This window comes from Pseudomonas sp. PSB18, assembly GCF_014596565.1.
Classification (GTDB): Bacteria; Pseudomonadota; Gammaproteobacteria; order Pseudomonadales; family Pseudomonadaceae; genus Aquipseudomonas.
In genome coordinates this window covers 574,960-587,912 of record NZ_NOIN01000003.1, presented here as the reverse complement: position 1 = coordinate 587,912, position 12,953 = coordinate 574,960, and the positions used below count along the sequence as shown (strand labels likewise).

10 protein-coding genes and 1 tRNA gene are annotated in these 12,953 nt (G+C 59.8%); 9 read left to right on the top strand and 2 right to left on the bottom strand.

Annotated elements, in window-relative coordinates:
• Positions 1–16: 16 nt before the first annotated feature.
• The 7 genes from nusA (at position 17) to CGA22_RS10405 (ending at position 8,421) form a co-directional block, all read left to right on the top strand.
• Positions 17–1,498, top strand: coding sequence for a transcription termination factor NusA (gene nusA, locus CGA22_RS10435; RefSeq protein ID WP_024779944.1), 1,482 nt, complete (start codon positions 17–19; stop codon positions 1,496–1,498).
• 27 nt (positions 1,499–1,525) lie between these two features.
• A complete protein-coding gene (gene infB, locus CGA22_RS10430; protein WP_041024991.1) occupies positions 1,526–4,054 on the top strand; it encodes a translation initiation factor IF-2 in 2,529 nt (842 codons plus the stop codon).
• 159 nt (positions 4,055–4,213) lie between these two features.
• Positions 4,214–4,609 carry a 30S ribosome-binding factor RbfA gene (gene rbfA, locus CGA22_RS10425; protein ID WP_041024990.1) on the top strand — a complete coding sequence of 132 codons (396 nt, stop codon included), beginning with the start codon at positions 4,214–4,216 and terminating at the stop codon, positions 4,607–4,609.
• 3 nt (positions 4,610–4,612) lie between these two features.
• Complete coding sequence (gene truB, locus CGA22_RS10420; RefSeq protein WP_024779941.1) at positions 4,613–5,530, top strand: tRNA pseudouridine(55) synthase TruB; 918 nt, start codon at positions 4,613–4,615, stop codon at positions 5,528–5,530.
• 142 nt (positions 5,531–5,672) lie between these two features.
• Complete coding sequence (gene rpsO, locus CGA22_RS10415) at positions 5,673–5,942, top strand: 30S ribosomal protein S15 (protein ID WP_002555121.1); 270 nt, start codon at positions 5,673–5,675, stop codon at positions 5,940–5,942.
• Positions 5,943–6,118: 176 nt separating this feature from the next.
• Positions 6,119–8,224 (top strand): polyribonucleotide nucleotidyltransferase, encoded by a 2,106-nt coding sequence (pnp, locus tag CGA22_RS10410; protein ID WP_041024989.1) that lies wholly within the window; start codon positions 6,119–6,121, stop codon positions 8,222–8,224.
• A 124-nt stretch (positions 8,225–8,348) separates the two neighbouring features.
• Positions 8,349–8,421, top strand: a tRNA-Thr gene (locus tag CGA22_RS10405).
• A gap of 15 nt (positions 8,422–8,436) precedes the next feature.
• Here CGA22_RS10405 and CGA22_RS10400 read toward each other — a convergent pair.
• A complete protein-coding gene (locus CGA22_RS10400) occupies positions 8,437–8,982 on the bottom strand; it encodes a hypothetical protein (protein ID WP_041024988.1) in 546 nt (181 codons plus the stop codon).
• Between the two features lie 298 nt (positions 8,983–9,280).
• On the opposite strand from CGA22_RS10400, the gene CGA22_RS10395 reads away from it, so the two are divergent.
• A complete protein-coding gene (locus CGA22_RS10395) occupies positions 9,281–9,586 on the top strand; it encodes a DUF6388 family protein (protein ID WP_041024987.1) in 306 nt (101 codons plus the stop codon).
• A 37-nt stretch (positions 9,587–9,623) separates the two neighbouring features.
• Here the strand turns inward: CGA22_RS10395 and nadC are convergent, their stop codons facing one another.
• A complete protein-coding gene (gene nadC, locus CGA22_RS10390) occupies positions 9,624–10,472 on the bottom strand; it encodes a carboxylating nicotinate-nucleotide diphosphorylase (protein WP_041024986.1) in 849 nt (282 codons plus the stop codon).
• Between the two features lie 252 nt (positions 10,473–10,724).
• Here nadC and CGA22_RS10385 point away from each other — a divergent pair, with 252 nt between their 5' ends.
• On the top strand, positions 10,725–12,938 hold the full coding sequence (locus CGA22_RS10385) for a DUF1631 domain-containing protein (RefSeq protein WP_041024985.1): 2,214 nt from the start codon (positions 10,725–10,727) through the stop codon (positions 12,936–12,938).
• Positions 12,939–12,953 lie beyond the last annotated feature (15 nt).

Below are 12,953 nucleotides of genomic sequence, written 5' to 3'. Positions count from 1 at the left end.
AAAGGCGAGGCGTACGATGAGCAAAGAAGTACTGCTGGTTGTTGAGTCGGTATCCAATGAAAAGGGCGTACCGGCTAACGTTATTTTTGAAGCGCTGGAGCTGGCTCTGGCCACTGCTACCAAGAAGCGGTTTGAAGACGAAGTTGATTTGCGTGTGGAGATCAATCGCCACACCGGTTCCTATGAAACTTTCCGTCGCTGGACGGTGGTCGAGGAAGCCGACCTGGATGATCCGGCTATCGAAACCTGGCCGAGCAAGGTTGCGGAAACGCATCCTGGTGCCAAGGTAGGTGATGTAGTCGAAGAAAAGATCGAATCCATCGAGTTTGGTCGCATCGCTGCCCAGACGGCCAAACAGGTCATCGTGCAGAAGGTTCGTGAGGCCGAGCGCGCGCAGGTCGTTGACGCTTATCGCGAGAAGCTGGGTGAAATCATCTCCGGCACCGTGAAAAAGGTCACCCGCGACAACGTGATCGTCGACCTGGGCAACAACGCCGAGGCGCTGTTGGCTCGTGAAGACATCATTTCTCGCGAAACTTTCCGGGTAGGCGTGCGGTTGCGTGCGCTGCTCAAGGAAATCCGCACCGAGAACCGCGGCCCGCAGCTGATCCTGTCGCGTACCGCGCCGGAAATGCTGATCGAGTTGTTCCGCATCGAAGTGCCGGAAATCGCCGAAGGCCTGATCGAAGTCATGGCTGCCTCCCGTGATCCGGGATCGCGTGCCAAGATCGCGGTCCGCTCCAAGGACAAACGCATCGACCCGCAAGGTGCCTGCATCGGCATGCGCGGTTCGCGTGTCCAGGCCGTATCCGGCGAGCTGGGCGGTGAGCGTGTGGACATCGTTCTCTGGGACGATAACCCGGCTCAGTTCGTGATCAACGCCATGTCGCCAGCAGAAGTGGCGGCAATTATCGTTGACGAAGATGCCCATGCCATGGACATCGCCGTTGGCGCAGACAATCTGGCTCAGGCCATCGGTCGTGGTGGTCAGAACGTGCGTCTGGCCAGCCAGCTGACTGGCTGGACCCTGAACGTGATGACCGAATCGGACATCCAGGCCAAGCAGCAAGCTGAAACCGGTGACATCCTGCGCAACTTCATCGAAGAGCTCGAAGTCGATGAAGAGCTGGCGCAGGTGCTGGTGGATGAAGGCTTTACCAGCCTGGAAGAGATTGCCTACGTGCCGGTGGAGGAAATGCTCAACATCGACGGCTTTGACGAAGACATCGTCAACGAGCTTCGCGCTCGGGCCAAGGATCGTTTGTTGACCAAAGCCATCGCTACTGAGGAAAAGCTGGCAGACGCCCATCCGGCCGAAGACCTGCTCTCGCTTGAGGGTATGGACAAGGATTTGGCGATGGAACTGGCGGTGCGCGGCGTAATTACCCGCGAAGACCTGGCCGAGCAGTCTATTGACGACCTGCTCGACATCGACGGCATTGACGATGATCGTGCCGGCAAGTTGATCATGGCCGCCCGAGCCCACTGGTTCGAGTAATTAGGCGCGGCCTGAGGAGAGAAGTGCATGACGCAAGTCACGGTGAAACAACTGGCCGATGAGGTCAAAACACCGGTAGAGCGCCTGTTGCAGCAGATGCGTGAGGCAGGTCTGCCGCACACCGCCGCCGAGGAACATGTGACCGACAGTGAGAAGCAGTCCCTGCTGACCCACTTGAAGAGCAGTCACAAGGCGAAAGTGGAAGAACCGCGCAAGATCACTCTGCAGCGTAAAACCACCAGCACCCTGCGTGTTGCCGGTAGCAAAAGCATCAGCGTAGAAGTACGCAAGAAGAAAGTTTTCGTCCAGCGCAGCCCGGAAGAAATCGAAGCCGAGCGCAAACGCGAACTGGATGAACGTCGCGCAGTAGAAAATGCCGCGCGCCAGAAGGCTGAAGAAGAAGCCAAGCGCCGCGCCGAAGAAGAAGCGCGTCGTCAGCCTGCACCGGCTGCTGCGCAATCTGCTCCGGCGGAAGCTGTCGCGGCGCCTGCCCAGGTGACTGAGCCTGTGCGTGAAAGCGTGCCGGTCCTGGAGGCAGCTCCTGCCCCTGCGGCTGACACTCGCAAACGCGACGAACCGCGTCGTCCGGACAAACCACGCGCCGACGAAAGCCGTCGTGGCGGTGGCGATGGCGAGCGCAAGAACGCTCCGCATCGTGCTTCGGTCAAGGAGAAGGCGCCGGCTCCACGGGTTGCTCCACGTACCACCGACGAAGAAAGCGATGGCTTCCGTCGTGGCGGTCGCGGCAAAGCCAAGCTGAAGAAACGCAACGCCCACGGTTTCCAGAGCCCGACCGGCCCTGTCGTGCGTGAAGTGAAGATCGGCGAGACCATCACTGTGGGCGATCTGGCCCAGCAGATGTCGGTCAAGGCTGCCGAGATCATCAAGTTCATGTTCAAGCTGGGTACGCCGGCCACCATCAACCAGGTACTGGATCAGGAAACTGCCCAGCTGGTTGCCGAAGAACTGGGCCACAAAGTGACCCTGATCAGCGACACCGCCCTGGAAGATTCCCTGGCCGAGTCCCTGAAGTTCGAAGGTGAAGCGGTTCCTCGTGCGCCGGTCGTGACCGTCATGGGCCACGTCGACCACGGTAAGACCTCGCTGCTCGACTACATCCGTCGTGCCAAGGTTGCTGCTGGCGAAGCCGGCGGTATCACCCAGCACATCGGTGCGTACCACGTTGAAACCGATCGTGGCATGGTTACCTTCCTCGATACCCCGGGTCACGCCGCGTTTACCGCCATGCGTGCCCGTGGTGCCAAGGCGACCGACATCGTGATCCTGGTGGTCGCGGCGGACGACGGCGTGATGCCGCAGACCATCGAAGCTGTTCAGCATGCCCAGGCAGCTGGCGTGCCGCTGGTGGTTGCGGTGAACAAGATCGACAAGCCGGGCGCCGATCTCGATCGCATCCGCAGTGAGCTGTCGGTTCATGGCGTGACCTCGGAAGATTGGGGTGGCGACACTCCATTCGTTCCGGTTTCCGCGAAGATGGGTACCGGCGTCGACGAATTGCTCGAAGCGGTATTGCTGCAAGCCGAAGTGCTCGAACTGACCGCCACCCCATCGGCCCCTGGCCGTGGTGTCGTGGTTGAATCGCGCCTGGACAAGGGCCGCGGTCCGGTGGCCACGGTCCTGGTTCAGGACGGTACGCTGCGTCAGGGCGACATGGTGCTGGTCGGTTCGAACTATGGCCGCGTTCGCGCCATGCTCGACGAGAACGGCAAGCCGATCAAGGAAGCCGGTCCGGCTATCCCGGTCGAGATCCTCGGCCTGGACGGTACGCCAGACGCTGGCGACGAGATGAGCGTTGTGGCTGACGAGAAGAAAGCCCGTGAAGTGGCTCTGTTCCGTCAAGGCAAGTTCCGCGAAGTCAAACTGGCTCGCGCGCATGCCGGCAAGCTGGAAAACATCTTCGAGAACATGGGCCAGGAAGAGAAGAAGACGCTCAACATCGTCCTCAAATCCGACGTCCGTGGTTCGCTGGAAGCCTTGCAAGGCGCTCTGAACGGCCTGGGCAACGACGAAGTGCAAGTGCGTGTGGTCGGTGGCGGCGTCGGTGGTATCACCGAAAGCGACGCCAACCTGGCACTGGCTTCCAATGCAGTACTATTCGGCTTCAACGTGCGTGCCGATGCCGGTGCTCGCAAGATCGTCGAGCAGGAAGGTCTGGATATGCGTTACTACAACGTGATCTACGACATCATCGAAGACGTCAAGAAAGCCCTGACCGGTATGTTGGGCAGCGACGTGCGGGAGAACATCCTGGGTGTGGCCGAAGTTCGCGACGTGTTCCGTTCGCCGAAATTCGGTGCAATCGCCGGTTGCATGGTGATCGAAGGTGTCGTTCACCGTAACCGTCCGATCCGTGTACTGCGTGAAGACATCGTGATCTTCGAAGGCGAGCTGGAATCCCTGCGTCGCTTCAAGGATGACGCTTCCGAAGTACGTGCCGGCATGGAATGCGGTATTGGCGTCAAGAGCTACAACGACGTCAAGGTCGGTGACAAGATCGAAGTCTTCGAGAAGGTCCAGGTTGCTCGCAGCCTCTGACTCGCGCACTTCAAGAGCCACATCGGGTAGCCGCATGAACATGCGCTGCTTCGCTGGCGGACTCTAAACGCAACGCCCGGTCTGGCTTTTGTCAGGCCGGGCGTTTGCCGCTTTCAGACCTCACGGGTTTCGCCGTGGGGCAGTAACAGGTAGCAAGACATGGCAAAAGAATATAGCCGTACCCAACGAATCGGCGATCAGATGCAGCGCGAGCTGGCCCAGCTGATCCGCCGCGAAGTCAAGGACCCGCGTGTCGGCCTGGTCACCATTACCGCTGTGGAAGTCAGCCGTGACGTCGGTCATGCAAAGATTTTCATCACGGTGATGGGGCAGGACGGCGCCGATGATGTCGCCCAGAGCATCAAGGTGCTGAACTCGGCCGCCGGTTTCCTGCGCATGCAGTTGGCCCGTGAAATGAAGCTGCGCAGTGTTCCACAGTTGCATTTCCACTACGACGAAAGCGTTGCCCGGGGCGCGCATCTGTCGGCGTTGATCGAGCGCGCCGTGGCTGAAGACAGTCAGCACGCGGCTGAACCCGAAGACACCAAGGAGTAACCGGTGGCTCAGGTCAAACGTATCCGTCGTAACGTCAGCGGTATCATCCTGCTCGACAAGCCGTTGGGGTTCACCTCCAACGCCGCCTTGCAGAAGGTGCGCTGGCTGCTCAATGCCGAGAAGGCCGGGCACACCGGCAGCCTCGATCCGCTGGCCACCGGCGTGCTGCCGCTGTGTTTCGGCGAGGCAACCAAGTTCTCCCAATATCTGCTCGACTCCGACAAGGGTTATGAAACCCTGGCGCAGTTGGGTAAGACCACCACCACGGCGGATGCCGAAGGCGAGGTTTTGCGCGAGCGCCCGGTGACCGTTGGTCAGGCTGATATCGAAGCGGTGTTGCCCGGATTTCGCGGGCAAATCAGTCAGATACCGCCGATGTACTCCGCCCTGAAGCGTGATGGGCAACCTTTGTACAAATTGGCCCGTGCAGGCGAAGTAGTGGAGCGTGAACCGCGTTCTGTTACTATTGCGCGCTTGGAATTGCTGGCCTTTGACGGTAATACTGCACGGCTAGCCGTGGATTGCAGCAAAGGTACTTATATCCGGACCCTGGTGGAGGATATTGGTGAGCAGCTCGGCTGTGGTGCGTACGTGGCGGAGTTGCGCCGGACCCAGGCCGGACCCTTCACGCTGGCCCAGACGGTTACGCTGGAAGAGCTCGAAGCGGTACATGCCGAAGGCGGCAACGAAGCGGTCGACCGCTTCCTGATGCCATCGGACAGTGGACTGCTGGACTGGCCGCTGTTGCAGTTCTCGGAACACAGCGCATTCTACTGGCTCAATGGCCAGCCGGTGCGTGCCCCGGATGCGCCGAAATTCGGCATGGTCCGGGTACAGGATCACAACGGTCGCTTCATCGGTATCGGTGAAGTGAGCGAAGACGGGCGCATTGCGCCGCGTCGACTGATTCGGTCGGAATGACCGGAACCCGCTTGTGTAACAGCAGGCGGGCGAGTGTGGCTGTTAACAGGCACGGTCACTACTCATTTATAGATACAGGGATCTGTCCCTGGCCTGTTGGTACGGTTTCCCCGGAAACGGTACCTCACAAGAGGAAAGCCACATGGCACTCAGCGTTGAAGAAAAAGCTCAGATCGTGACCGACTACCAGCAAGCTGTTGGTGATACTGGTTCGCCAGAAGTGCAAGTTGCACTGCTGACCGCCAACATCAACAAACTGCAAGGTCACTTCAAGGCCAACGGTAAAGACCACCACTCCCGTCGTGGTCTGATCCGCATGGTAAACCAGCGTCGCAAGCTGCTGGATTACCTGAAGGGTAAGGACGTAAGTCGTTACAGCGCCTTGATCGGCCGCCTGGGTCTGCGTCGCTAATAAGCGATTGCGCTATGAGGTTGGTGGTCTGTCAGTTGCCTGCGCTTTGCGTCGGCAACCGGCAGGCTCCCAGCCTCAAGTTTTATCTGGACAGTCGTTGGGCCGATTCCCCGCACTGCCCAAGAATTTCGCAAGAAGACAAGTTCCCCCAAGAGCCACAAAGAAGGTAGGACACCGTGAACCCGGTAATCAAAAAATTCCAGTTCGGTCAGTCGACCGTTACCCTCGAGACTGGCCGTATCGCCCGTCAGGCCTCCGGCGCAGTGCTGGTCACCGTTGACGACGACGTCAGCGTATTGGTGACCGTTGTCGGTGCCAAGCAAGCCGATCCAGGCAAGGGCTTCTTCCCTCTGTCTGTTCACTACCAGGAAAAGACTTACGCTGCCGGTAAGATCCCTGGCGGTTTCTTCAAGCGCGAAGGCCGTCCTTCCGAGAAAGAAACCCTGACTTCCCGACTGATCGACCGTCCGATCCGTCCGCTGTTCCCAGAAGGCTTCATGAACGAAGTGCAGGTTGTCTGCACCGTTGTCTCCACCAGCAAGAAAACCGATCCGGACATCGCTGCGATGATCGGTACCTCGGCCGCGCTGGCCATCTCCGGCATTCCTTTCGATGGCCCGATCGGCGCTGCCCGCGTTGCGTTCCACGAAAGCACCGGCTACCTGCTGAACCCGACCTACGAGCAACTGAAGGCCTCGAGCCTGGACATGGTCGTTGCCGGTACTTCCGAAGCCGTGCTGATGGTTGAGTCCGAAGCCAAAGAGCTGACCGAAGACCAGATGCTGGGCGCCGTACTGTTCGCCCATGACGAGTTCCAGGTGGTGATCAACGCCGTCAAGGAACTGGCCGCCGAAGCCGCCAAGCCAACCTGGACCTGGGCTCCGCAAGCCGAAGCCACCGAGCTGCTGGGCGCGATCCGTGCCGAGTTCGGCGAAGCGATCTCCCAGGCCTACACCATCACCGTCAAGGCCGACCGCTACGCGCGTCTGGGCGAGTTGAAGGACCAGGTCGTTGCCAAGCTGTCCGGCGAAGAAGGCCAGCCATCGGCTGCCGACGTCAAGGCCGCTTTCGGTGAAATCGAATACCGTACCGTTCGCGAGAATATCGTCAACGGCAAGCCACGTATCGACGGTCGCGACACCCGCACTGTACGTCCGCTGAACATCGAAGTCGGCGTTCTGCCGAAGACCCACGGTTCGGCCCTGTTCACCCGTGGCGAAACCCAGGCCCTGGTCGTTGCAACACTGGGCACCGCCCGTGACGCGCAACTGCTGGACACCCTGGAAGGCGAAAAGAAAGACCCGTTCATGCTGCACTACAACTTCCCTCCGTTCTCGGTGGGTGAGTGCGGTCGCATGGGTGGCGCCGGTCGCCGCGAAATCGGTCACGGCCGTCTGGCCCGTCGTTCGGTCCAGGCCATGCTGCCGGACGCCGACGTGTTTCCGTACACCATCCGCGTGGTATCGGAAATCACCGAATCCAACGGTTCGAGCTCCATGGCTTCGGTCTGCGGCGCTTCCCTGGCCTTGATGGACGCCGGTGTGCCGATGAAGGCACCGGTTGCCGGTATCGCCATGGGCCTGGTGAAGGAAGGCGAGAAGTTCGCTGTCCTGACCGACATCCTGGGTGACGAAGACCACCTGGGCGACATGGACTTCAAAGTGGCTGGTACCGCCAAAGGCGTGACCGCACTGCAGATGGACATCAAGATCAAGGGCATCACCGAAGAGATCATGGAAATCGCCCTGGGCCAAGCCCTGGAAGCGCGCCTGAACATCCTCAGCCAGATGAACCAGGTGATCGGTCAGTCCCGTACCGAGCTGTCGGAAAACGCTCCGACCATGATCGCGATGAAGATCGACACCGACAAGATCCGTGATGTCATCGGTAAAGGCGGCGCGACCATCCGTGCGATCTGCGAAGAAACCAAGGCTTCGATCGACATCGAAGACGACGGTTCGATCAAGATCTTCGGCGAAACCAAGGAAGCGGCAGAGGCAGCACGTCAGCGCGTCCTGGGCATCACCGCCGAAGCCGAGATCGGCAAGATCTACGTCGGCAAGGTCGAGCGCATCGTCGACTTCGGCGCCTTCGTCAACATCCTGCCAGGCAAGGACGGTCTGGTTCACATCTCCATGCTGAGCGATGCTCGCGTCGAGAAAGTGACCGACATCCTGAAAGAAGGCCAGGAAGTGGAAGTGCTGGTACTGGACGTGGACAACCGCGGCCGTATCAAGCTGTCCATCAAGGACGTGGCGGCGGCCAAGGCTTCGGGCGTTTAATCACCCCTTCGCCTGACTGCTGAACAGCAAAACGCCCCGACTGGTTCGGGGCGTTTTGCTGTGTGGGGAAAATCCTTGTGGCACAGGTTGCCTGGTCACGGGCTGGATGCTAGGTTAGCTCACCGCCCGTGTAGCTCAGTCGGTAGAGCAGCGCACTCGTAACGCGAAGGTCGCAGGTTCGATTCCTGTCTCGGGCAAGATCTCCTCTCTCCTTATTTCACCTTCCTGCTCAATTCCTCGACGGTACGCTTGAGCTGATCCATCTCGCGGTCCTGATCGTTGATCTTTCCTTTCAGTGTCGATATTTCGCTGTTGTTCGAACTCGAGCTGGAGCCGCTATTACGCTTGAGCTCTTCCACTTGCTTGCCAAGGTCGTTCAGGTCGCGCTCCTGTTCCTTGACCGTGCGTTTGAGCTCTTCAATTTCCCGGCCGCTGGAGTTGGAACTGGAACCGCTGTTGCGTTTGAGCTCTTCGATCTGGCGGGCCTGCTCGGCGAGGGTGCGCTTCTGGGTTTCCAGTTCGATGGCGTTGGCCTTGGCGGCTTGCTGCATGTCCTTCAAGTTATCGATGCTGATACCGGTTTTGTAGAAGACGTCGTTGCCAAATGAGCTGCGAAGGGCCGAGATCTCATCGGATGGCTCTGGAAAATTGGACGAGATCTCAACTGCCGCTTGCGCGGCGCCGGTCAATGCCAGGCTGCCGAGTAGCAGGGTTGCGGTAACCAGTCGAATAGACGTTAACGTTGGAAAGCTGCGCATCACAGAATCCTTATGAAGTGCCGATATGGCACATCGCTATGACTTGGGATTCCGACAGATGTTCCTTGGCCTCTTCCGTACCAGGGCATGAGGTTTTTGTGCGGCAGATGTAAAGAGCCATGTAAATCATCGGCAAAACGTCCTATATTCGTTGCCTGCATGAGCATTGCCCAGCAGTTTTCAAATGATCCACGAATGGTTCCAAGGACCAGGAAAACCGCGCTGCCAGCGGTTCTGTGTCAGAGAGATCCTTGATGATCCAGTCCCATCTTCCATTCCTTCGATCAGCGAGAACGACATGACGGCTAAAGAACTGACCCAAGAAGCCAGACACGAAGAAGCGCTGCGCAAATACGCCCTGGACACGCCTCAGTTACTGGAAGAAATCAGGAACCTGAGCACCGACGAGCAGAAGGACCAGATCCAGTGGGCTTTCGAAGACGAGGCCGAAGCCCAGGGCTTGCAGCCTTGGGAGCTGACGCTCAAGTACACCAGCACGCCTGAGGAGTTCGAGGCGCAGCGTCTTGCCTTGCACAAGGAGGCTGCCGAGGTGCTGGGAGTGGATTGGGATGAGTACTGCGAGATGAATAATCTGGTGGTCTGAAAAAAACGCCAGCCTCAGGGCTGGCGTTTTTTTATGCTCAGAGACTCAAGCGCATCGACAGATCCACTGCCTTCACATCCTTGGTCATCGCCCCGATCGAGATGTAGTCCACCCCGGTCTCGGCAATCGGCCGCAAGGTGCTTTCGTTGATCCCGCCGCTGGCCTCCAGCTTCGCCTTGCCGCCGTTCAGGCGCACGGCTTCACGCATATCGTCCAGGCTCAGTTCGTCGAGCATGATGATATCGGCATTGGCCGCCAGGGCTTCTTTCAATTCCGTCAGGCTTTCCACTTCGACTTCCACCGGTTTGCCCGGTGCGATCTTGTGGGCAGCCGCGATTGCCTGGGCGATCCCACCGCAGGCAGCGATGTGGTTTTCCTTGATCAGGAAGGCATCGTACAGACCGATGCGGTGGTTATGGCAGCCACCGCAGGTGACGGCGTACTTCTGCGCCAGGCGCAAGCCGGGCAGGGTCTTGCGGGTGTCCAGCAGCTTGACCTGGGTGTCGGCGACGAAGTCGGCCAGGTAGCGGGCCCGGGTGGCGACACCCGAGAGCATCTGCAGGAAGTTCAGCGCGCTGCGCTCGCCGGTCAGCAGTGAGCGGGCCGGCCCTTCGAGGTGGAACAGCGCCTGGTCGGGGTTCGCCCGGTCGCCGTCGCGCACTTGCCAGTGCACCGCGACACGCGGGTCCAGTTGCCGGAACACGGCGTCAACCCAGGCCGTGCCGCTGATGATCGCGGCTTCGCGGGTAATGATGGTGGCCTTGGCCAGGCGTTCGGCGGGGATCAGCTGTGCGGTGATGTCGCCGCTGCCGATGTCTTCGAGCAAGGCGCGGCGCACGTTGGCTTCGATTTCGGCGGTCAGGTCGGCGAGACGTAGGTTCGGCATAACGGGCTCCACAGGCAAAGTGGGCCGATTATAGGGCCAGTGTCCTGTTGCACAAACATTGTTCACCAGGACCTGCATTTGGTCGGCTCCTCGCAACGTTTCGCCGATTTCCCGGTCACTTATTGCGATGTATTTCAGGCTGGGTCACAGAGTCCTCTGGTGCGACGGGGTTCTTTTACCAGATAATCCGCCTTTCGATTGACGTCATGGCTTTGACGTTACCGCCGAAGAACACCGTTTCAGGAGTCCAGGATGCATAACGACGGGAATGTAGTGCCTTTGCATAAGGTGCCTACCGATCAGGCGAATCGCTCGCCACTCGCCCGTTTGCCTGTGATTCTGCTCCAGGTTCGCGACAAGGCGGCGCAACAGCTGCGCCTCGGTTTGCAGAGGCTGTTCGATAACGCCGACGATACCTTGTTCGAGATGGCGGACCGGGCGCGCAATGATGTCGAACAGAATCTGTTCTTCGAAGCCATGCGGGACCTGCGCCTGAAACGCAAAAGTATCGAACGCGAATTCATCGAGCAGTTCTTCGAGGCGTTCGTCAGCCTCGCCCAGTACGACCTGACTCACGCCTCCTTGAACACCGCCATCGCTCCTGCTGCCCCGGTCCATTCGACCCATGACGATCTGGAGCGCCATCTGGCAGTAGAAGCCATGGTCACCCGGGTGATCAGTCGTGATGGGGTTTCCCTCGATCAATTGACGGCTCGGCTCAGCGTGCTGCTGGCCCGACCGATGACGAATTCACAGAACCCCCTGAGCCCGGCGCTGTTGTGCGAAACCTTTCTGCAGGCCGGGCGCAACCTGGGGGTGGAGATCAAGGTCAAGCTGATCCTGCTCAAGCTGTTCGAGCGGTATGTGCTCAGCGAGTGCGACCAGTTCTATGCCGAGGCCAACCAGTTGCTGGCGGCCACGGGTATCTTGTCGGATCTCAAGATTTCGCCGTCCCGGCGTGCGACGGATCGTGTCGACGATGCTCCGCGCTCCACGCCAGAGCGTGCCGTCAGGCCCCGGGCCGCCGAGGTCGATGACAGCGTGCAGGAAGTGTTCTGCGCCTTGCAGAAACTGGTGATGCAGGTACGAGGCAGCGTGGCGCCGACCCTGGAGCCCAGCGCACCGGCGCAGCCGATCTCGACCCGTGACCTGTTGCGCCTGCTCTCGCATTTGCAGCAATACGTGCCGGCACCCACGCTTCAGGACGAGTTCGATCTGCGCAGCCAGCTCGAACAACTGCTCACCCGGGTCAGCGTCAAGAGCGGCAAGTCGCGGGTGGTCGAAGGCGCCGACGAGGACGTGATCAATCTGATCGCAATGATGTTCGAGTTCATCCTCGACGACCACAACCTGCCGGACACCCTCAAGGCATTGATCGGCCGCCTGCAAATCCCGATGCTCAAGGTCGCGGTGCAGGACAAGAGTTTCTTCAGTCGCGGCAATCATCCCGCCCGCCGGCTGCTTAACGAAATTGCCGCCGCAGCCATGGGCTGGGGCGATTGCGACGATCATCAGCGCGATAGCCTTTACCAGCGCATCGAACAGGTGGTGCAACGCCTGTTGAACGACTTCGTTGATGACCCGGCGATTTTCTCTGAAGTACTGGCCGAGTTTCTCGCCTTTACCAGCGATGAGCGGCGCCGCAGCGAACTGCTCGAACAGCGTATCCGAGATGCCGAGGAAGGGCGGGCCAAGGCTGAATTGGCACGTCAGCGAGTCGAAGGCGCGCTGAATCAGGTCATGCTCGGCAAGGTGTTGCCCCAGGCCGTGGTGGAGTTCGTGCAGCAGGCCTGGAGCCAGGTGCTGCTGCTGACCGGCTTCAAGCATGGCGAGCACTCCGCCGAATGGCAGGCCGATGTCCTGACCCTGGAGCAACTGATCTGGAGCGTCCAGTATCACGATGAGTCGGATGCCGGCCTGCGCTTGCTGGCCATGGTGCCGGAGCTGCTCAAGGCCTTGCGTGAAGGGTTGAGCCGTTCGGCATTCGATCCGTTCGCCACCAGCGAATTCTTCAGTGAGCTGGAAGTCCTGCATGTGCAGGCTTTGCAGCGTATGGGCCAGGCCACGGATCAGGTCCAGTCGGCGGATGCGCCGGTGATGATCGAGGTGCGGGAGAAGATTGTCCTGCGTCCGGCGTACAAAGTGCCGGCAGACAATGCGACGGTGCGCTTGCCGGCCGATGACGTGGGCCTGCTTCAGGTCGATCAATTGAAGTTGGGCAGTTGGGTCGAGTTCCAGGAGGATGAGGACAACAGCCTGCGTTGCAAGCTGGCGGCGATCATCCAGAGCACCGGTAAGTATATTTTCGTCAACCGTACCGGCCTCAAGGTACAAGAGCACAGCCGCACCAGCCTGGCCCTGGAGTTTCGTCGGGGGGCCGCGCGCCTGTTGGACGACACCCTGCTGTTCGACCGGGCGCTGGAGTCCGTGCTCGGCAATCTGCGTCAACTCAATCGCGGCAAGTGATCGCACAGTCCGGGT

Bases quoted from the DNA above. Each gene is read 5' to 3' on its own strand.
- nusA (WP_024779944.1), top strand. From the start codon at position 17: ATGAGCAAAGAAGTACTGCTGGTTGTTGAGTCGGTATCCAATGAAAAG.
- infB (WP_041024991.1), top strand. From the start codon at position 1,526: ATGACGCAAGTCACGGTGAAACAACTGGCCGATGAGGTCAAAACACCG.
- rbfA (WP_041024990.1), top strand. From the start codon at position 4,214: ATGGCAAAAGAATATAGCCGTACCCAACGAATCGGCGATCAGATGCAG.
- rpsO (WP_002555121.1), top strand. From the start codon at position 5,673: ATGGCACTCAGCGTTGAAGAAAAAGCTCAGATCGTGACCGACTACCAG.
- CGA22_RS10400 (WP_041024988.1), bottom strand. From the start codon at position 8,982: ATGCGCAGCTTTCCAACGTTAACGTCTATTCGACTGGTTACCGCAACC.
- CGA22_RS10395 (WP_041024987.1), top strand. From the start codon at position 9,281: ATGACGGCTAAAGAACTGACCCAAGAAGCCAGACACGAAGAAGCGCTG.
- nadC (WP_041024986.1), bottom strand. From the start codon at position 10,472: ATGCCGAACCTACGTCTCGCCGACCTGACCGCCGAAATCGAAGCCAAC.
- CGA22_RS10385 (WP_041024985.1), top strand. From the start codon at position 10,725: ATGCATAACGACGGGAATGTAGTGCCTTTGCATAAGGTGCCTACCGAT.